This is a genomic window from Flavobacterium defluvii (assembly GCF_900129555.1).
GTDB classification, from domain to species: domain Bacteria; phylum Bacteroidota; class Bacteroidia; order Flavobacteriales; family Flavobacteriaceae; genus Flavobacterium; species Flavobacterium defluvii.
Map to the genome: position 1 here is coordinate 1 of NZ_FQWC01000014.1, position 22,960 is coordinate 22,960.

The window sequence follows — 22,960 nt, forward strand, 5'->3', positions numbered from 1 at the left end:
AAGATCTTTACGCCATCGCTCACGAAAATGGTGAATTAAACCTTCAAAGCGGTAAACAAGAATTGTTTGAAAATATTATTAACCAATATATTTAATTATATAAAAGCATAATTTCTTAAGATAAATTCGAAAAAAAACTGTGTAAATGTCTTTGACTTTGCACAGTTTTTTCTTAAAATTTCTTTTATGTATGCACAGACGCGCAAAACGGTGCGTCTAACACAACGTAACCAACGAATATCACTTTGAGCATAAAGACACACTGCTGTGATCCTCTACAGCTAAAAAATTACTTATTCATCGCAATATAATCTGAAGGCGACATTGCAAAATGTTTCTGAAAATTACGCCCAAAACTAGTCTGCGATTTATAACCCACCATTTCGGCGATTTCGTACATTTTGTAATTTTCGTTTAAAAGCAATTCAGCAGCACGTTTTAAACGAACGATATTAATCAATTCATTCGGACTTAAATTCGAAATATCTTTAATTTTTCGGTATAAAGTCGATCGGCTCATATTCATAATTTCCGCCAGAGATTCAACGCTTAAATCAGAATCTGTAATGTTTTTCAGAATTTCTTCGTCTAATTTTTTCAGGAATTTTTCGTCGGTTTTATTGTGGGCAATGCTTTTAATGTGCGAAAGCGGCGAACTTGCATAATAATTCATAATCTGCTTTCTGTTTTCAATCAGATTATTTACCTGAACTTTTAAATAATCCATCGAAAATGGTTTGGCGATATACGCATCGGCGCCAACTTCTAGTCCATCGATTTGTGATTTCAAAGAGTTTTTGGCAGTTAATAAAATAACGGGAATATGACTCGTTTCAAGATTCGTTTTAATTTCTTTGCACATTGTAATTCCATCCATAACCGGCATCGAAACATCACTTATAACCAGCTGAATATTTTCATTATGAATTATTTTTAAAGCACTTTCGCCATTATCGGCTTTTAAGATTGTGTAAAACGGAGCTAATTCTGTTGTAATAAAATTCAATAAATCTTCATTGTCTTCGACTACCAAAAGCTGGGTTTTTTCGTGTTTGTTTTCGATTTCTACGGTTTCAGATTCAGTTTCAATTTCTTCTTTTTCTGGTTCGTTATAAAACATAAATTCTTCTTCCTGACGAAGCGGAACCACAAGTTCAAAAATATTCACTTTAGAATCCGGAATCACCTGCAGGTTTCCATTATGCAATTGTGTTAACGAATGCGCCAGCGAAAGTCCAATTCCCGTTCCCGAAGTCGTATCCATATTATCAACTCTGAAAAACGGTTCAAAAATTTTATCTTTTAAATGAAACGGAATCAGGTTTCCGTCATTTTTTACAATTAGAGTCAGTTTCTTTTCATCTCTAAAAAGTGTTATTGTGGCTTTATCTTTAGAATATTTAATCGCATTACTCATTAAATTACTCAGGATTTTTTTGAAAGCTTCTTTATCTACAAAAGCAAAAATATCTTTATCGCCCAATTCGAGATCAAATTCAATTCCTCTTTCTTCAATTAATTGACTGAATCTTAAATGTAAATTCCGAACCATCGACGAAATATTCGCTTCCACGAAAGTAAGTTTTAAACCTCCAATTTCTGATTTTCTAAAATCCAGTAATTCATTTACCAGTTTTAATAAACGCGATGTGTTTTTCTTCATTATAGAAAGATTCTGGGGTACTTCGGGCAATATATGATCCATTACCAAAAGTTTTTCCAAAGGACCTTTTATCAATGTCAAAGGCGTTCTGATTTCGTGTGCGACATTCGTAAAAAAGTCAATTTTTGCCTGATAGATTTCTTTTTCTTTTTCGTCGTTGAGATGTTTTATTTTTCGATTGTGTTTAATCTGTGTTAGATTTTGCGAATAACGAATGATGTAGTAAAACGAGCCGCATATCAGCAGAAAATAGAAAAAGTAAGCATAAGAACTCGCCCAAAACGGAGGCAGAATTCTGATTTTCAGTTCGACTTCTTTACTCCAAACGCCAAAGCTATTCAATGATTTTACTTTAAAAACATAATCGCCGGGCGCTAATTCTGTAAAGAAAACTTTGTTGTTACGTTCCAGATAAACCCAGTCGTTGTTTACATTTTCCAGTTTATACCAATATTCTGTAAGTTCCGGTGCGGTATAATTTAGCGAAGCAAATTCGAGATTAAATGAGGATTGATTATTATCAAGTTCCAGCTCGTCAATATGCGAAATAGATTGTTTTATAGGCGAATCATTTCCGTTGGCATCAATATCTTTATTGTTAATCTGCAGATTGGTAATAAAAATTGAAGGCGTGTATTTGTTTTTGGTAAAATTCTTCGGGTTGAAGCTGATCATTCCATTTAAATTTCCAAAATACATATCGCCGTTTACATCTTTAAAAGCCGATGCATAATTAAACTGATCGCTCAATAAACCATTTGCAGTTGTATAAATTTTGATGTTTTTATGATCCGGTGCAAACTTCACCAAACCTTTAGAAGTTGTAAGCCATAAATTTTTGGAATCATCTTCTAAAATTGAATAAACTACATTACTGGGAAATCCGTTTTTGGTTGTAAATTTTTTAAAAGTTCTCGTTTTTTTATCAAATAAATCCAGTCCGTTTTCTGTCGCAAACCATAAATTTTTAAAACTGTCTTCAAAAATATAATTGATTGAGTTATTACTTATTCCGTTTGGGTTTTTGTAATCGTAAATAAAAACTTCTTTCTTCTTAGTTTTCGGATTATAATAAAATAAACCATCGCGATAACTTCCCGCCCAGAGATTTCCGTCGCTGTCTTCTTTATAAGTAGTATAATGTGTACTTTCGGGAAATGTTTTTATGGTTTCAAAATTGTCATTTTTTTCATTGTACACATAAAGTCCCATTGTCGTTATAACAATTAATTCGTCTTTTTTGGTTTCATAAAATGAAAAAATAAAATTACTTCGCAATCCGGAAGCTGGATTATTGGCGCTATAGTGTCGCACAACGTTACCCGAATTTCGATCTAAAACATCCAAACCATGTTCAAAAGTTCCCACCCAGATTTTATCTTTTCGGGGCATTAAAGCATGAATATTATAATAAGAAACACTGCTTTTGCTTCCGTTTGGTAAATACGAAGTAAATTGCTGCGTTCTTGGATTAAATCTATTTAAGCCGGCATCTTCCGTTCCAATCCACAAATCGCCTTTATCATCCTTATGAATTTCTCTAACGGCGCTTCCGCTAATGGAATTTTGTCCCTTTTGCGGAAAATATTTCTTGAATTGTGTGTATTGTTTTTGATGGTAATTGATGCCGCCAAAATATGTCCCAATCCAAATTCCATTTTCTTTATCAATCGTAATTGAGTATGCAGCATTATCTGAAATAGCATACGGATCATTATAATTTTTTCTGAGGTTAACACTGGATTTTGTTCTTAAATTATAAACATAAACGCCAGATTCGCTGGCAATCCACAATTCGTCGTTTCCTTTCTTTTTAAACTGACGTACATATACTGGTTTTTTTGTCGAAAATTCTAAACTCGCAGTTGTTTTGTTGTTAATATTATAAAGTAAAACACCGTCGTCTTGTGTCCCAATGACAATATTATTTTTATCTAAAACATAAATAACCGTAATCCTGAAATTAGCAGAAGCTGCAGGCGGCGTAATTGGGATATTTTCAAATGAAAGATTCTCTTCAGAATAGCGGTAAATTTTATTTAAAGAAGAAGCCCAGATCTGCCCATTTGCATCGCGCGAAATAGAAGTTGCAATAAAATATTTATTAGGATTAAAAGTTTTTGTTTCTTTTTTTGTTGTAGAATATTTATAAAGAATATTTCCTGAGATGAACCAGATATTTCCATGTTTATCGTGATTGATATCATTTATACGATCGTTAATCGCTTCGTTTAAAACCGTAAACTGATCTGTTTTTTTATCATATTGATACAAACCTTTATCGCTTCCAACCCAAATTACGTCTTTATATTCATGCAGAGACTGAATATAATTGCTTCCAAGACTGTGAATTGGATCGGCATTGCTTCTGTATGTTTTAAAACGATAACCGTCAAATCGGTTTAAACCATCTTTTGTCCCAAACCACATAAAGCCGTCTTCATCCTGTAAAGAAGTCAAAACCGTGTTGTTTGAAAGTCCTTCTTCAACCTGAAAATGTTTAAAATAATATTCTTGCGCCTGAATAAAATTTATCGAAAAAATTGAAAAAAATAATAAAAGAAAGAATTTACGCATAACTGTGTTTTTTATGATAAAATCGTGATTTGTACAAATCGTGTCAATATTCTACAAAATGTTGCAAGTCTCGATTTTTCTGGTCTTATTTATACAATTTGAATCATTTGATATAGAAATTGACACAAATGAATCATTTTATTTTGAATTAAAATCATCTACTTTGACTTTTCAAATAAATGATATTGACAATTTTTAGGCTTAAAAAATACATTGTCTATAAAATTAAGTTTGAAAAAATATTTCATCAATAATTTTGAAACAAAATGAACGAATTATTAGCACTGAGCAATATTAATTATTTTTTTGCTCGAATCAGAGATGATTAGAATTTTTAAAAAAGAAATGTAAAACCAACCAAAAAAGAAAACTATCTAAATGACAAATCAATGAAAACAAAGATCACTCAAATTTTAAAGAAGAGATATTACCTCTTGTTTTTCTTTAGTTTATTATTACAGCAAACGTATGCACAACAGCAAATAACCATAACGGGAAAAGTAGTCTCTACAACAGGAGAATCAATTCCGTTTGCTAATGTTGTCATCAAAAACACAAAAAACGGTGCCGTTACAGATTTTGACGGAACATACAAAATTACGGCAGCCGGAAATCAAACTCTTGTTTTTAGTTCACAAGGCTACAAAACAGCAGAAGTTGAAATTAATAACAAAACTTCAATCAATGTTACATTACAGGAAGATGCAATGAAACTCGATGAAATTGTAGTTGTAGGTTATGGTTCTCAGCAGAAAAAAGATCTTACAGGAGCAGTTTCGCTGGTAAAAGCAACAGAAATTCAAAAACGTCAGGTGACAACAGTTGCCGATGGATTACAGGGTTTAGTAACAGGAGTTAAAGTTCGCGGCGGGGGACGTCCGGGGCAAGAAGCTAGTGTTGAAATTCGTGGTCTTAAAAATCTTCAAAATACAAATCCATTATATGTAATTGATGGATTGGTAACATCTGCAAACAGAGATTTTAACCCAAATGATATCGAATCGATTCAGGTTTTAAAAGATGCATCTGCAGCAGCAATCTATGGTTCGAGAGCGGCAAATGGAGTTATTATCATTACAACTAAAAAAGGTAAAAAAGGACCGCTTCAGGTTGAAGTTTCTGCAAAATCAAGTTTTACGGTTATGCCGCGTTACGATTTAGCCGGAACTGAAGAGTTTGCCAAATTAAACAACATGGCGTATGATAATGCAGGAATGACAAGACAAAACCTTAATATGGCCGTTAATACAGATTGGCAGGATGCAGTTTTTAGAACAGGAATGATTCAGGATTATAATGCGAGTTTTTCTGGTGGAAATGAAAATTCTACCTTCTTTATGTCTGGAAATTATTTTGGAAATGAGGGAACTGTAATCGGAACTGATTTTGACAGAATTTCATTCCGTGTAAATTCAAGCGGAACAAAAGGAATTTTCAGCATTGGAGAAAATCTTGCAATTAGTAATTCTAAAACAGACGAAATGTCTGGAAATCCAATTATCGATGTGTATAGAATGACACCAACAATTCCACTTTACGACGCCTCTAATCCTGGAGGTTATGGTTACGGAAAACAAGGTGTTGCAGATACTTTTGGAACAAATCCTCTTGCAATTGCTGATTTCGCGAATACAACAAATGAAAATTTTAGAATTAGAGGGAATATCTGGTCTGAATTAAAATTTGCTCCATGGTTAAAATACCGTTTCAACTTTGGATATGAAACTAGTTTTGATTCCTATAAATTCATGAGAAAAGTTGGAAACTGGACATTAAATCAGCCGATTGATCCATCTCAGACAGATCAAAATAAAGGAAGATCTCAAACAACATTGTTTGAAAACACTTTGACTTTCAAAAAAGAATTTGGAAAACATGATATAACTATTTTAGTTGGTCAGACTTTTCAAAAAGACAAATACGATCAAATTTATGGTACAAAGAGAAACCTGCCGATAAACTCTGGAAACGGGCAATATTATGAAGTTTTAAACCAGGGAGATTCGCCTGTGGTTGGTGGTTTTATTAATGAAGCTGCTCTTGCATCGTATTTAGGAAGAATTGAATACAATTATGATAACCGTTATTTGTTGAATGCTGTTTTAAGACGTGACGGATCATCAAGATTTAGCGATGCAAACAAATGGGGGAATTTCCCTTCTGTTTCTGCCGGATGGAGAATTAACAACGAATCGTTTTTTAAATCAGAATTCATTAAAGATTTAAAATTAAGAGCGAGTTACGGAGAATTAGGTTCCGGAAATATCAGAGAGTACGAATACAAAAGCTTCGTTAATAATTTCGGACAAATTGTGTTAGGAAACGATCAAAATTTATACCCTTCGGCTACACAAGTAAAATTATCAAATTCGCAGCTGCGCTGGGAGAAATTAAAACAAACCAACTTCGGGTTAGATCTAGGTGTTTTAAATAATGACTTGCGTCTTACGGCAGATTATTTTATTGCCCGTACAGAAGATGTATTATTTGGTTTCCCAATTTTATTAACTACAGGGAATGATGGCGGAAACCCAATTTCTAATGCTGCAACTGTTGAGAATAAAGGTTTTGAATTAGAATTGGCTTACAGCAAAAAAATCAATGAATTCTCATTTAATGCTTCTATCAACTTTACAAAAGTTAATAACAAACTGGTTTCATTAGGAAACGGACAAAATGAAAACATTTCTGGTAATACAATTACACGCGCCGGAAATCCGGTAGGAATGTGGTATGTTTTGCAAACAGACGGATTATTCCAAAACCAACAGGAAATTGATAACTACAAAAATGCAAACGGGCAGGTAATTATGCCGAATGCTGTTCCTGGCGATATTCGTTTTAAAGATGTTAATGGAGACGGACAAATTACAAGTACAGATAAAGCTATTGTTGGAAGCCCATGGCCAGAGTTTGAAATGGGTTTAAATGCAGGAGCAGAATACAAAGGTTTCGATTTTTCGATGAACTGGATTGCTTCGCACGGAGCAACTGTTTATGATGGATTTAGAAGTGTAGTAGATCGTTTTGATGACAATAGTAATTACAGAGCCGGAATCCAGCCTTGGACACCTGAAAATCCAAATACTGATTTCCCTAGAATTACAAAAGGTTCGACTTTAAACTCAAGAGGAGACAGTGACCGTTTTTTAGAAAATGGAGATTTTATAAGGCTTAAATACATTGGATTTGGTTACAATTTACCGCAAAGTGTCTTAAAAAATTCTGGTATTTCAAGAGCAAGATTAACATTGTCAGCACAAAACATTATTACAATTACTAAATATCAAGGTTTAGATCCTGAATTTACAAACAGCAATATTTTTGAGAGAGGTGTAGATAATGGGGCTTTCCCAAATCTAAAAACGTATTCTTTTGGTGTTGAGTTTGGCTTCTAATTTTAAAAAAATAGTATAATGAAAAAAATAATCATAATAACCGCAGCTTTTCTAGGTCTTGTTTTTACTGCTTGTGAAAACGAATTAGACCTGAACAGTCCAAATGATATTACAGTAGACCAATATTGGAAAACTGAAAGTGATGCACAAGCTGGTGTAAACTCGATTTATGCCATGTTTTACAAAGATGGTCTTTGGGCAAGATGGATATATTTTCGCTTAGATCTTACTTCTGATGAAGGTTATAGCGTAAGCCCATGGACAGAATTGGCAGACTGGACCAGATTCAACTATATCAATTATAATTTTTGGGAAGGAAATGCTGTAACATGGAGAGATACCTACAAAGCCATTTTTAGATGTAATCAGGTTTTAGCAAATGTTCCAAATATCACATTTCAAAATGAAGATGATAAAAAGAAAATTATTGCTCAGGCTAAATTTTTAAGAGCCTTAAACTACTATTATGCAGCAGTAATCTGGGAAGATATTCCGTTGGTTTTAGATCCGTCTACACCTGCAGATTTGCCACAGCAAAAAAAGGTTGATGAAATCTGGGCTCAGGTTGAGAAAGATTTAAACGAGGCTTACGCAGATTTACCAGCGCAATGGACATCAGATCAAACCGGAAGACCGGATAAAGGAGCTGCAAAAGCATTTTTGGCAAAATTATACATGCAGCAGCACAAATGGCCTGAAGCAAAAACTGCTCTGGAATATCTAATCACAGGGTCTGGCGCAAGATATGGTCTGGTTACAAATTATAGAGACAATTTTACAGATGTAAATGAAAACAACAGCGAATCTGTTTTTGAGATTCAGTTTGGAGATCAAAGAAAAGGGGGAACTGGTGAAGATCCAAATGCTGCCGTTTCTAGTAACCGTTCTCAATTTTTTGCACCAAGAGGAATTGGATGGTCTGATGGACAAGCTCGTTTTTGGTTAGTAAATGCTTTTAAAGAAGAAAAAAATAAAGACGGTAATCTTGATATTCGTTTAAGATGGACTTTATACTACCCTCAATTGTTCGCAGATTTTGGAGATAAAACCTATGGAAGGGATTGGGAATGGAATAATAATGAAGCTTGGTTTAGAAAAGGAAGCCGTGATTATTATAGAAATAATGAAGATTATTACAGCCAGGTAAACTACAGATTAGTTCGTTATGCAGATATTTTACTACGTTATGCTGAAGTTTTAAACGAATTGGGAAATACAGCACAAGCTTACCAATATGTTGATTTAGTAAGAGCTCGTGTAAACATGAATAATTTGGCCGTTGCACATCCTGAAATTGGAATCGATCATGATAAATTCTTAGAGCGTTTAAAAACAGAAAGAGTTTTAGAATTAGCCGGAGAAAGCGTGCGTTGGGAAGATTTAAAACGCTGGGGAGATTTAAATACTCAGGCTTCTGTGGATAAAATTGCGCTTCGTGATCCGGACTTTAAAAACTTTAAAGTGGGTAAAAATCATAGAATGCCAATTCCACAAACGGATGTAGATAATAATCCAAATCTGGAGCAAAACTCTGGATACTAAAACTGCACATTGGGTGAAATTGAGTAAAATTTAATTTTAACACATAGAAACTAGGGTCTTATTGCCTATGCTAAGATTTATATAAAAAGCAAGCTTTAACACATAGTCTATGTTAATTATTCTAAGTGAAACGTCTTTAATAGATTCCTAGAGATTATGTTTCTATGTGTTAAAAATAATGTCACCAAATGAATTAAAACTGATTTTTTTGAGGGAATCAGCTGTATTAGTCTGATTCCCTTATCATAAAGAACGATTGTTCATAATAACAAACTGAAATGAGAAAAGTAAAATTGTGTCTGACACTTATGTTGGCAGGATTAGTATTGCTAAGCTGTAACAACAAAAAGAGTACTTCTGAAGAAAATAAAAACGAAACCACGGCGGTTGAAAAAAGAGAAATCTGGACAAAAGATCAAGCCAATAAATGGTACGCAGAACAGCCTTGGCTGGTAGGTTCAAATTATTCTCCTAGCACAGCTATAAATCAGTTAGAGATGTGGCAGGAAGATAGTTTTGATCCAAAAAGAATCGATCAGGAATTGGGCTGGGCAGAAAATTTAGGCATGAATGTGATGCGCGTATACCTTCACGATTTATTACATCAGCAAGATGCAGAGGGATTTTACAAACGTATGGACCAATTTTTACAAATTGCAGACAAACATCATATCAAAATACTTTTTGTTTTATTTGATTCCTGCTGGGATCCGTTTCCGGCTTTAGGAAAACAACGTGCTCCAAAACCGCATACACACAATTCAGGATGGGTACAAAGTCCGGGACAAAAAGTACTTCAGGATAAAACACAATATCCTCGTTTAGAGAAATATGTAAAAGAAACCGTATCTCATTTTAAAGATGACAAACGTATTTTAGGCTGGGATGTCTGGAACGAACCCGATAATATGACGGGGCCTTCTTATGAAAAAGTTGAAATCAAAAACAAAGTCGATTTAGTTCTGCCGCTTTTAAAAAATGTTTTTGCATGGGCAAGATCAAGTAATCCTTCACAGCCGTTAACTTCCGGAGTTTGGGTTGGAGACTGGAGCGACGAAGCTAAAATGCAGCCAATGCACAAAATGCAGATCGAACAATCAGATATTGTTTCTTTTCACAATTACAATACTCCTCAGGATTTCGAAAAAGTAATCAAACAATTACAGCGTTACGGAAAACCAATGATTTGTACCGAATATATGGCAAGACCAAACGGAAGTACTTTCGAAGGATTTTTACCAATTGCCAGAAAATACAATGTTGGCATGATAAACTGGGGATTTGTTGACGGAAAAACACAAACAAAATACGCTTGGGACAGCTGGACAAAAACATACACTGCAGAACCAAAATTATGGTTTCACGAAGTATTACACACAGATGGAACACCATACATAAAAGCCGAAACAGATTTAATCAAAAAACTAACATCTGAGGCTAATAAGAAGTAGAGCTTTTTTAGCCCACGGATTTTACGGATTAAACGCATTTTCACAGATTAATTTTATAACGTTTTGAAAAAAAGCAATCAGCGGAAACCCGTTTAATCTGTAAAATCCGTGGGCAATAAACTAAAAACTTAACAGCAATGAGAACACACACAATAAAACAGCTCCTTTTTCTAGCCTTAATTTTGGTTGGATTTTCTGCGAAAGCGCAACAGCCAAATCCTCCCGGACAAGTTACAGGAAACGAAAAACCTAAAAACGAAGCCTATCTTTTTGCACACATGACGCACAACGATTACGGCAGATTGTACTATTCTGTAAGTTTGGATGGTCTTCATTGGGAAAACCTCAACAACGGAAAAAGAGTTTTTGAAGAATACAAAGGTCATCCGGATATCTGCAAAGGACCGGATGGGAAATATTACATTGCCGGAAATACAGGAGACGATGCAAAGGCAATCAACATCTGGGTTTCGGATGATTTAATTACCTGGAAAAAACATTCTGATTATACGCCCGATTTAAAAAGTACGCCCGATTATTCAAACGCTTTACAGCGAATTGGAGCACCAAAATTGTATTACGACACACCTTCTGGAAAGTTTATTATGACCTGGCATACGCCGCATCTTGAAGGAACAAAAGAAGACGGAGAACGTTACTGGGCAAGTCAGCGAACATTATACGTTTTATCTAAAGATTTAAAAACTTTTGAAGGTCCGCCAAATCGTTTATTCGATTGGGATATGGGAACCATTGATGTTTTTATTCGAAAAGTCGGCGATTCTTACTATGCTATAATTAAAGACGAAACCTATCCAACATTGTACTGGACAACCGGAAAAACAATCCGAATTGCCAAATCAAAAAACCTTTTAGGACCTTATTCTTTGCCCCAGCAGTCTATCAGTCCGAACTTTAGAGAAGCGCCAATGTTAATTCCTTCTCCTGATGATAAAATATGGTACATGTATTATGAACAATATCCGGGAGTTTCATACGGATTATCAATTGCAGATAATCTAAACGGACCTTGGTTTCAAGCTTCAGGCTACACTTTTTTCTCGGATTGGGATAAGTATAGTTTCCCGGAAAAAGTACGTCACGGATGCATGATTACAATCTCTAAAAAAGAATACGACAGTTTGGTGAAGAAATTCGGTAAATAATGGTGAATTGTAAATTGTTAATTATCAATGATAGTTTTTGAGAAAAAGCTTATCACAATTAACAATTTACCATTCATAATTCACAATTAAAAATATGGTTAAGTTAAGTTAGTTTAAGTGTTTGTAATTACCAGACTTTATGTGGATATAAGTCTGGTAATTCAATTTTGATTTGAAGAAAAAATTATGACATTTTTTAATCAAAAATGTCCAAAATATATACAGCATGAAGAAAAAAAGTATCGTTTTTTTAACCTTGTTTTCAATATTTACAGCCAATGCACAATGGAAACCACAAGGAGATAAAATCAAAACAAAATGGGCAGAGCAAGTTGATCCGAATAAAACATTACCAGAATATCCCCGTCCGATTATGGAACGCAGCCAATGGAAAAATCTGAATGGTTTATGGAATTATGCCATACAGGAATTTGGCAAAACAGCGCCTTCAAAATATGACGGGCAAATTTTGGTTCCGTTTGCGGCAGAATCGAGTTTGTCTGGTGTAATGAAAGAAGTGGGATCAAAGAATGAACTTTGGTACGAAACCCATTTTTCAATTGAATCAAACTGGAACGGAAAAAATATCCTTTTGCATTTTGGTGCTGTAGACTGGAAAACAGAAGTTTTTATTAACGATATAAAAGTAGGTTCTCATACAGGAGGTTACACGCCGTTTTCATTTGATATTACGCCATTTATCCAAAAAGGAAAAAATCAAAAACTGGTTGTAAAAGTTTGGGATCCATCAAACGACGGAACTCAGCCAAGAGGAAAACAAGTCAAAAATCCGGAAGGAATTTGGTACACACCCGTTACCGGAATCTGGCAGACCGTTTGGATGGAACCTGTAAATGCTAAAAACATTTCAGAATTAAAAACTACTCCAAATATCGATCAGAATACAATCAGCATAAAAGCTGAGGTAAATGAAGCAGAAAAAGGAGATTTAGTAGAAATTTCTGTTTTCGACAACGGAAAAGAAATTGCAAAAGAAAAAGCGGTAGTTGGAGAAAGCAATGATATTGTTTTAAATACTCCAAAATTATGGTCGCCGGAAAATCCTTTTTTGTATCAGACAAAAGTCCGTTTAATTAGCAAAAATAAAGTAGTTGATGAGGTGAAAAGTTATTTCGCAATGCGAAAAATTTCATCAAAAAGAGATGAAAACGGTGTGATGAGAATGCAGTTAAATAACAAAGATTATTTCCAATTCGGACCTTTAGATCAAGGCTGGTGGCCAGAAGGTTTATATACAGCGCCAACGGACGAAGCTTTAAAATATGACATCATTAAAACAAAAGAATTAGGTTTTAACATGATTCGTAAACACGTAAAAGTTGAGCCGGAACGCTGGTACACACATTGTGATCAGTTAGGAATTCTAGTTTGGCAGGATATGCCAAGCGGTGATGAGCAACCAATCTGGCAAGATAAAAAGTATTTTGAAGGAACAGAATTACAACGTACTCCAAAATCACAAGAAATCTACAAAAAAGAATGGAAGGACATTATGGATCATTTGTATTCTTATCCAAGTATCGTGGTTTGGGTTCCTTTTAATGAAGCCTGGGGACAATTCAAAACGATAGAAATTACTGAATGGACTAAAAATCACGATCCAAGTCGTTTAATCAATTCTTCAAGCGGAGGAAATCATTTTCAAACAGGCGATATTTTAGATTTACACAAATATCCAGCTCCGGAATTGTATTTATATGATGCCAGAAGAGTAACTGTTTTAGGTGAATACGGCGGAATCGGCCTTCCTCTTGAAGGGCATTTATGGAGAGCAAATGACAACTGGGGTTACGTAAAATTTAAAAACGAAGCCGAAGTTACTGCCGAATATGTAAAGTATGCTCAAATTCTTAAAAGCTTAGTAAAAACAGGATTTTCAGCAGCAGTTTATACGCAGACAACCGATGTTGAAGGCGAAGTAAACGGTTTCATGACCTACGACAGAAAAGTAGACAAAATGGACTTTAAAGCCGTGAATAAGATTAATACAGAAGTTATTAATGCTTTGAATAAATAATTTTAAACACATAGAAACATAGGTTTTTTACTTGAAAAAAGGAAGTAAAAGAAACTAGTTTCCACACATAGTTCTCAAAGTTTGTCATCCTGAGCGAAGTCGAAGGACACGCGAGTAACTCTACAAAGATTGACGATTTACTTTGCGAACTTCGGCTTCTTTTGAAGTAACAAAATAGAGAAAAAACCTTTGCGAACTTTGCGAAAAAACCTTTGCGTCTTTGCGTTAAAAAAACCACGCCCAACAATAAAAAAACTAAAATGAAAAAATACCTAATTCTTTTTCTGTTCACAGCGATAAGTTTTGCTCAGCAAAAAACCTTCACAAACCCCATTTTGCCATCGGGAGCAGACCCTTATAGTACGTATTATAAAGGATACTATTATTATACAAATACGCTCGGAAACAAATTGGTTTTATGGAAAACAAAAGACTTATCAGATATAAAAAATGCTGAAAGCAAAGTGATTTGGACACCGCCAAAAAACACCAATTATTCGGCAGAAATCTGGGCACCGGAATTTCATATTATAAACGGAAAATGGTATTGTTATTTCGCAGCAGATAACGGCGACAACAACAATCACAGAATGTATGTTTTAGAAAATAAATCGTCAGATCCGTTTAAAGGGAAATTTGAGTTTAAAGGAAAAATTGCCGCAAAAACAGATAAATGGGCAATTGACGGTAATGTTTTCGAACATAAAAAACAGCTATATATGATTTGGGCAGGCTGGGAAGGAGACACAAACGGACAGCAGAATATTTACATCGCAAAAATGAAAAACCCGCTGCAAATCGACGGCGACCGAATTATGATTTCTTCGCCAACCAACGATTGGGAAACACACGGAGCATTGCATGATGATGTAAATCCGCCGCAGGTAAATGTAAACGAAGGGCCGCAGTTTTTAGAAAAAAATGGAAAAATATTTATAGTGTTTTCAGCAAGCGGATGCTGGACAGATTTTTATGCTTTAGGATTATTGACTTTTAATGGAAGTGATAATTTATTGGATGCTTCGGGGTGGAAAAAATCTCAGGAACCAATCTTCAAGCAATCCGATAAAAATAAAGTGTATGCACCGGGACACAATTCGTTCTTTAAATCCCCTGACGGAAAAGAAGACTGGATTTTATATCACGCCAATTCAAATCCGGGAGAAGGATGTGGCAATAAAAGATCACCAAGAATGCAAAAAATCGATTGGGATTCAAACGGATTTCCGGTTTTGGGAGAACCAGTAAGTGAAGAAACAATATTGGCAATTCCATCAAAATAAAATACTAACCAGAGGAAGAGTTTAGCTTGCGCTCAGTTCGCTGACGCTTCGAGTGTTTCGTTCCTCGCAATGACATAAAAATGAAAAATATTCAAATCGCTGCAGTTGTTTTACTGGCACTTTTTCAATTCAATTGCAAAGACAATAAAAAGGAAAATGCAGCTTCAAAAGAAACAGCTGAGGTAACTTCAGATTCAGTAAAAACAGTTTTAGAAACTAAAAATTTTGATACTATTATTGATGGTAAAAAAGTCGGTTTATATTGGATAGAAAACAAAGGAATCAAAGCCGCATTTACCAATTACGGAGGAAGATTAATTGGACTTTGGGTGAACGATAAAAACGGAAAACCAACAGATGTTGTTGTGGGAATGAACAGCGCAAAAGGTTTTAAAACCTCAACAGAACCTTATTTTGGAGCAACAATAGGAAGAGTTGGAAACAGAATTGGAAAAGGAAAATTTACATTGGATGGAAAACAATATCAAGTTCCGTTAAATAATGGAAAAAATGCTTTGCACGGCGGTATAAAAGGTTTTCAGGATGTAGTTTGGAATGCTGAAAAAACAAACGAAAATACTTTGGTTTTTACATACATTTCGCCAGATGGAGAACAAGGTTTTCCGGGGAATTTATCTGTAAAAGTAACGTACACAATTACGGATGATAATTCTGTAAAAATGGAATATGAAGCAACTACAGATAAAACAACAATTGTCAATTTAACCAATCACGCCTTTTTTAATTTAAATGGAGAAGGAAGCGGCACAATCTTAAATCACAAATTACAAATTTATGCCAATGAGTTTACTCCGGTTGACGAAGGTTTGATTCCGAGTGGAGAATTAAAATCGGTTAAAAATACCGTTTTTGATTTTACTTCAAAACATGCAATTGGTGAAAGAATCGAAGCAAAAGAGGAGCAATTGAAATTTGGAAAAGGTTACGATCACAATTACGTTTTAAACGGAACCAAGAAAAACGGACTAAATCATGCCGCAACAATCTCAGGTGATAAATCCGGAATTACAATGGATATTTTTACAGAAGAACCGGGATTACAGTTTTACAGCGGAAATTTCATGCAGTCAAAAAATACATTCAAATCTGGTGCAAAAGATGATTTCAGAACAGCGTTTGCTCTTGAAACACAACATTTTCCAGATGCACCGAATCAGCCAAAATTTGCACCAATTGTTTTGAAAGTAGGAGAAAAATATCATACGGTCTCTTATTATCAGTTTTCGACGAAATAAGTGGTGAGTTGTGAAATGACAAAAATGGCGATAAACTTTGCGCCCTTCGACTTCGCTCAGGGTGACAAAGAATGACGAAAAACTTTGTGTCCTTTGGCTTCTCAAAGAATCAGAAATAAAAAAAACTTTGCATCCTTTGCGAAAAACCTTCGCGCCCTTTGCGTTAAAAACTCTCTCCAGTAAAAAAAAATAAATCAATAAAAAATGAAAAAAATACTAACCTCAATAGCATCACTTTGTGTTTTCGCAGCCTGTTCGCAGGAAAAAGACACGACACAACCAAAACCAACACCAACAGAAGTAAAATCCAGCTCAATTTTACTAGCTGATCCAACCATTTTTTACGACAAAGGAACGTATTATTTATACGGAACTACATCTGGAGATATTCCAAATGGAGAAGGATTTCAGGTTTATACTTCGTCAGATTTAAAAGACTGGAAAGGACCAGTTGGTAAGCAGAATGGTTTGGCTTTTAAAAAAGGAGACGCTTTTGGTGACAAAGGATTTTGGGCGCCGCAGATTCTTTCGTATCAAAATAAATTTTATATGATTTATACTGCGAATGAAAATATCGCAGTTGCAACCAGCGAGAGTCCGCTTGGACCATTTAAAAACGATTCAAAAGAACCGATTATCAAAACCGGAAATCAAATCGATCCGTTTATTTTTATTGATGAAGATGGAAAAAAATACCTGTATCATGTACGTTTAACAAATGGAAACAGAATTTTCGTCGCAGAAATAAACGACGATTTTAAAAGCATAAAACCAGAAACTTTAAAAGAATGTATTTCCGGAACTATGCTTTGGGAAAATACTCAAAATGTAAGCTGGCCAGTTACAGAAGGCCCGACAGTTTTAAAACACAACGGTTTATATTACATGATTTATTCGGCAAATGATTTCAGAAATATCGATTACGCTGTAGGTTATGCCACAAGTAAAAGTCCGTTTGGACCTTGGGAAAAAGCGACAGACAGCCCAATTATCAGCAGACAAAATACCAAACAAAACGGGATTGGACACGGCGATGTATTTTGGGATCAAGACAATAAAATGCATTATGTTTTGCATACACATTACAGCGAAAGTGCTGTTTCTCCAAGAAAAGCAGGAGTTATTTCAATTGAATTTAAAGATGGAAAAATTGTCGCTGATCCTGCCAGTTTTCAGTTCTTAAATGTGAAATAAGTATTTTTTTGTTTCAGGTTTCAGGTTTCAAGTTCCGGGTTTTTAACCTGAAATTTGAAACCTGAATTTTTTTTACAGCATACACTTAACAATTCAAATTCGTTGTTGGTCGAAATAATAATATTTAGAATAGTAATTTACATTAATATTGTGTTGTTCCTATTTTATTAATACGTTATGCATCACCGTACGATGAAAAATATTTTTCTTTTCTTGTGTTCTCTATGTATCACAATTTCTGCAAACAGTCAAAATACTGTAAAAGCTCCGGAACCTTTTGGACCGCTTCCTACGCAAAAACAAATTGACTGGCAGGAAATGGAATTTTATGCTTTTGTGCATTTTTCATTAAACACATTTACCAATAAGGAATGGGGTTACGGCGACGAATCTCCGGCTTTATTTAACCCGACAAATTTAGACGTTCGCCAATGGGCGCGTATCGTGAAAGCGGCCGGAATGAAAGGAATTATTTTGGTTGCCAAACATCACGATGGGTTTTGTTTGTGGCCGTCGGCGTATACGGAACGTTCTGTGAAAAATTCTCCTTGGAAAAACGGGAAAGGTGATTTGGTTAAAGAATTGGCTGCGGCCTGTAAAGAATATAATTTAAAATTAGGATTATATCTGTCGCCTTGGGACAGAAACCGTGCGGACTACGGAAAGCCGGAATATGTTACGTATTTCAGAAATCAGCTGAGAGAATTATTAACGAATTATGGCGACGTTTTCGAAATGTGGTTTGATGGTGCAAACGGCGGCGACGGTTATTATGGCGGTGCCAATGAAACCCGAAAAATCAATACGCTTGAATATTACAATTGGGATGAAACTTATAAATTGATTTATCAGCTGGCGCCTAAAACTTTGGTTTGGGGAGTTGGCCCTTCTGAAGCGAGATGGATTGGAAATGAAGAAGGCCGAGCCGGAAAAACAAACTGGTCGCTTTTACGCCAAAAAGATGAGTTGGCCGGAAAAGTTCATTATACCGAATTTATGTCGGGGCATGAAGATGGCGAAAAATGGGTTCCGGGCGAAGCCGATGTTTCGATTAGACCGGGATGGTTTTATCATTCGGTTGAAGATGATAAAGTGCGTTCGCTGGATGAAATGGTAGATATTTATTACGAATCAATTGGACGAAATGCCACTTTATTATTAAATCTTCCGGTTGATAAAAGAGGTTTGGTTCACGAAAATGACGAAGCGAGATTAAAAGAATTAGTTGTGACCATTAAAGCCGATTTTAAAACTGAATTATTAAAAGGAACTAAAGTTTCTGCAGATAATGTTAGAGGAAATAGTTTAGAGTTTTCTGCAAAAAATGTTTCTGACGGAAATAAAAACACTTATTGGGCAACAGACGATAATGTAAAAACAGCTTCAATTACTTTCGAGTTTGAAAAACCTACAGCTATAAACCGAATTTTACTTCAGGAATATATTGCGCTTGGGCAGCGTGTAAAAGCTTTTAACGTTGAAGCTAGAGTTGATGGAAACTGGAAAACGGCTGCCAACGAAACAACTATTGGTTACAAAAGAATTTTAAGAATTGACAGAGTTAAAGCATCGGCAGTAAGAATTAATATTACCGATTCGAAAGCTAATATCGTAATTTCTAATATTGAGGCTTATAATGCGCCTACTTTTGTACGAATGCCTGAAATCAGCCGTGATAAAAATGGCGATGTAACGATAAAATCTGAAAATGGAAATCCTGTTTATTATTCGCTTGACGGAAAAAATCCAACGAAAAAAAGCACCTTATATAAAGGAGTATTTCGGGTTAATAAAGCCGTGACCATAAAAGCCATTGCAATTGATACTGCAGAAAATATTAGCAGTGCTGTAAAAACAGCAAAATATGGCGCATCAAAAGAAAACTGGAAAATAATTTCGGCTTCAAGCGGAGATTTAAAATCAGCAGACAGAGTTATCGACGGAAATCCAAATACAGACTGGAGTTTTGGTAATGACCAAAATAAACTTCCGCAGGAAATAACGATTGATATGGGAAGTTTATTAATGCTAAACGGTTTTACTTATATGCCGCAGCAAGTGGGTAATAATCTTAATTTAATTTCAAATTATGAATTTTACACAAGTGCAGATAATGTAAAATGGACATTGCAGTCTGAAGGTGAATTTTCAAATATCAAACACAACCCGATTGAGCAGTTTAAAACTTTCAAAAAAATCAAAGCCAGATATATTCGTTTCGTGGCGAAGTCAGCGGTGGCGAAGGGGCAGACCGTTTCTATTGCCGAACTTAATGTAATTTAAACTTTATAATTGCCATTTAAATTGTAATCTTTTTGCTTAAAGTTGCCAATTTTGTCCTATAGCGAAGGTAACAGGTTATTAGTCGAATTTTTGATTATTTACATTATGTAATATTTAATTTTATACTAAATAATTAGAACAACAGGCAAATGATTAAAGAAAGTATAAATTTCAAAGAAGCAGGAAAGTTCGAAGAAACGCGTTTTGAAAAGATACACAATGTAATTTTTGATTCGTCTAAAGAAGCTTCGATTTTAGTCGCTCAGGAAATAGCCAATATAATTCAGAGAAAAGAAGAGTTAAACGAACCCTGCGTTTTAGGTTTAGCAACGGGATCGTCTCCTATAAAAGTATACGAAGAATTAGTTCGTCTTCATAAAGAAGAAGGTCTGAGTTTTGCAAATGTGGTAACTTTCAACTTAGATGAGTATTATCCAATGGATAAAAACGATATTCAGAGTTACTGGTACTTTATGCATGAGCACCTTTTTAATCATGTTAATATTCCGCCTCAAAATATCAATATTCCTGACGGAAGTATCAGTAATGAAGACCTTCAGCAATACTGTATCGATTATGAAATGAAAATTAAAGCTTATGGCGGATTAGATTTTCAGCTTTTAGGAATTGGAAGAACAGGACATATCGGTTTCAACGAGCCGGGATCTCACGTAAATTCAGGAACCAGAAGCATTACATTAGATCATTTAACGCGAGTTGATGCTGCATCATCATTTTTAGGAATTGATAATGTGCCCAGAAAAGCAATAACAATGGGAATTGGCACTGTAAAAAATGCCAAAAGAATTGTACTTCTTGGATGGGGAATCAGCAAAGCAGAAATTATAAAGAAAACAATCGAAGGTGAAATTTCATCCCGGGTTCCGGCGACGTATTTACAGCAGCACAACAACACAACTTTTGTTTTAGATACCGAAGCTTCATCAGAATTAACCCGGGTAAAAACACCTTGGTTAGTAAAATCTGTAATATGGACAGATGAATTGAAACTGAAAGCGGTGGCCTGGTTAAGCGAATTAACTAAAAAACCTTTCCTGAAACTGACAGACAAAGACTATAACGATAACGGAATGTCGAGTGTTTTGACAGAAGAAGGAACTGCATATAATTTGAATATTAAAATGTTCAATAAAATGCAGCAGACAATTACCGGTTGGCCGGGTGGAAAACCAAATGCTGATGACACGTACAGACCAGAACGCGCAGCACCTGAGAAAAAGAGAATTATCATTTTTAGCCCACATCCTGATGATGATGTTATCTCAATGGGAGGAACTTTTGACAGATTGGTAGAGCAGGGGCACGATGTGCATATTGCTTATCAAACGTCTGGAAATATTGCAGTTTCGAATCAGGAGGCTTTAAAATTTGCTGAAATTACAAAAGCATTAAATGCTGATTCTGCTGTAGCCGAAAATATTATTGACTTTTTGAAAAACAAAAAAAGCAATGATATTGATTCATTAGAAGTTAGAAAACTCAAAGGTTTAATTAGACGAAGCGAATCTCTCGCGGCAACACGTTATTTAGGTTTGCCGGATTCTAATGTAAACTTCCTTGATCTTCCTTTTTATGAAACAGGGACGGTAAAGAAAAATAATCTTGGTGAGGCAGATATCGAAATTATGTGCGATATCATCGAAAGAATAAAACCGCATCAAATTTATGCAGCAGGAGATTTAGCAGATCCGCACGGAACGCACAAAGTTTGTCTTGATAGTTTATTTGAAGCTTTGAAACGATTGAAACACAAAAGTTTTATGGATGACTGCTGGGTTTGGTTATACCGAGGTGCCTGGCACGAATGGGAAACGTACCAAATTGAAATGGCGGTTCCGATGAGTCCGGATCAGGTGTTGAAAAAACGTCATGCGATTTTCTTTCACCAATCGCAAAAAGATGGTGTAATGTTTCAGGGAGATGACAGTAGAGAATTCTGGATTAGAGCAGAAGACAGAAACAGATTAACTGCAGAAAAATATCACGCTTTAGGTTTAGCAGATTACTCTGCCATTGAAGCCTTTAAAAGATATTTTTTCTAAAAAATATTTAAAATAAAATAGACTATTTCATGTGGTTTATTTGGTTAGTTACCAAGTTTTGAAATGCAGCCGTGGTTGGCTGCATTTTTTTTATGCTTGTTTTTGAGATTTAACCACAAAGTTTTTTTTACCGCAAAGAGCTGCTAAGGTTTACGCAAAGGACGCTAAGCTTTTTTGCTTGTTCTAAAAAAAGAAATAAAAAAAGTTCGCAAAGCTTTGTGAATAAACTTTGCTCCCGATAGCTATCGGGATTGCGTAAATCTTAGCGCTCTTTGCGGTTAAAAGCTATATAGAAGAATTCAAAATTCTCTGTTTTACATGATCGATGTACGATCTTCCAATAACATATCGAAGTCCTTCAATTTCAATGCTGTTTCCTTCTACAGCGTCGATTTTGTCAATTGCGATTGTGTATGAACGGTGAATTCTCAAGAAGTTTTTTTCAGGTAATAAATCTGTAAAATCAGATAAAGTACTGTGGATTATATATTTTCCAGTTGTGGTGTTTATTTTTAAATAATCTTTTAAGCTTTCGATAACCAGAATTTCATTGAAGAAAATCTTTTTCATTCTCTTTTTATCTATTTTCACAAAGATAAAAGGGCTGTCGGCTGCGTTTTCTTGTGGAGAGCTGGTTTTGTTTTCCAGTCTTTTGCTGATTTTGTTCAGCGTTTTCATTAACCTTGGGAACTCGATTGGTTTTACCAGGTAATCTAAAACGTCCAATTCATAAGTTTCAATTGCAAACTGACTGTAAGCACTTGTAATCACTAATAATGGCGGATTTTCAAGACTTTTTATAAAATTAATTCCGTCAAGAACCGGCATGTTTATATCCAGAAAAATAACATCGACCGAATTATTTTTCAAAAAATTCAAGCCTTCAATCGGATTACTGAAAGTATTTATTACCTCAAAATTTTCAAGTGGCTCTAAATAGTTTTTTATAACATTGATTGCCAATGGCTCGTCATCAATAATCAAACATTTTATTTTCATTTCTATAATCTTAGTTATTTGAGCGAAATAATTTTAGCAGGTAACAT

Annotated in this window: 12 protein-coding genes; 10 read left to right on the plus strand and 2 right to left on the minus strand. The window is 34.9% G+C overall.

Annotation, left to right across the window (positions count from 1 at the left end; all coding sequences use genetic code 11):
* Positions 1-289 precede the first annotated feature (289 nt).
* Positions 290-4,240: a hybrid sensor histidine kinase/response regulator transcription factor gene (locus tag BUC29_RS20560; protein ID WP_073418377.1), complete on the minus strand. Its 3,951-nt coding sequence runs from the start codon at positions 4,238-4,240 to the stop codon at positions 290-292.
* A 389-nt stretch (positions 4,241-4,629) separates the two neighbouring features.
* Here BUC29_RS20560 and BUC29_RS20565 point away from each other — a divergent pair, with 389 nt between their 5' ends.
* The 10 genes from BUC29_RS20565 to nagB all read left to right on the plus strand — a co-directional run bounded on the left by BUC29_RS20565 (position 4,630) and on the right by nagB (position 21,914).
* Complete coding sequence (locus tag BUC29_RS20565; protein WP_073418379.1) at positions 4,630-7,638, plus strand: SusC/RagA family TonB-linked outer membrane protein; 3,009 nt, start codon at positions 4,630-4,632, stop codon at positions 7,636-7,638.
* A gap of 18 nt (positions 7,639-7,656) precedes the next feature.
* Positions 7,657-9,180: a RagB/SusD family nutrient uptake outer membrane protein gene (locus tag BUC29_RS20570; protein ID WP_073418381.1), complete on the plus strand. Its 1,524-nt coding sequence runs from the start codon at positions 7,657-7,659 to the stop codon at positions 9,178-9,180.
* A gap of 278 nt (positions 9,181-9,458) precedes the next feature.
* A complete protein-coding gene (locus BUC29_RS20575; RefSeq protein WP_073418383.1) occupies positions 9,459-10,631 on the plus strand; it encodes a glycoside hydrolase 5 family protein in 1,173 nt (390 codons plus the stop codon).
* 137 nt (positions 10,632-10,768) lie between these two features.
* Positions 10,769-11,797 (plus strand): glycoside hydrolase family 43 protein, encoded by a 1,029-nt coding sequence (locus BUC29_RS20580; protein WP_073418384.1) that lies wholly within the window; start codon positions 10,769-10,771, stop codon positions 11,795-11,797.
* A 226-nt stretch (positions 11,798-12,023) separates the two neighbouring features.
* Entirely contained in the window at positions 12,024-13,835 is a 1,812-nt protein-coding gene (locus tag BUC29_RS20585; protein ID WP_073418386.1) for a glycoside hydrolase family 2 protein, read from the plus strand.
* Positions 13,836-14,095: 260 nt separating this feature from the next.
* A complete protein-coding gene (locus BUC29_RS20590; protein WP_073418473.1) occupies positions 14,096-15,118 on the plus strand; it encodes a glycoside hydrolase family 43 protein in 1,023 nt (340 codons plus the stop codon).
* A gap of 80 nt (positions 15,119-15,198) precedes the next feature.
* Positions 15,199-16,374 carry an aldose epimerase family protein gene (locus tag BUC29_RS20595; RefSeq protein ID WP_073418388.1) on the plus strand — a complete coding sequence of 392 codons (1,176 nt, stop codon included), beginning with the start codon at positions 15,199-15,201 and terminating at the stop codon, positions 16,372-16,374.
* A 204-nt stretch (positions 16,375-16,578) separates the two neighbouring features.
* On the plus strand, positions 16,579-17,568 hold the full coding sequence (locus tag BUC29_RS20600; protein WP_073418390.1) for a glycoside hydrolase family 43 protein: 990 nt from the start codon (positions 16,579-16,581) through the stop codon (positions 17,566-17,568).
* A gap of 192 nt (positions 17,569-17,760) precedes the next feature.
* Entirely contained in the window at positions 17,761-19,851 is a 2,091-nt protein-coding gene (locus BUC29_RS20605) for an alpha-L-fucosidase (RefSeq protein WP_073418392.1), read from the plus strand.
* A gap of 149 nt (positions 19,852-20,000) precedes the next feature.
* On the plus strand, positions 20,001-21,914 hold the full coding sequence (gene nagB / locus BUC29_RS20610; RefSeq protein WP_073418394.1) for a glucosamine-6-phosphate deaminase: 1,914 nt from the start codon (positions 20,001-20,003) through the stop codon (positions 21,912-21,914).
* Between the two features lie 285 nt (positions 21,915-22,199).
* Here nagB and BUC29_RS20615 read toward each other — a convergent pair whose 3' ends face one another.
* Complete coding sequence (locus BUC29_RS20615) at positions 22,200-22,913, minus strand: LytR/AlgR family response regulator transcription factor (protein ID WP_073418396.1); 714 nt, start codon at positions 22,911-22,913, stop codon at positions 22,200-22,202.
* Positions 22,914-22,960: the final 47 nt, after the last annotated feature.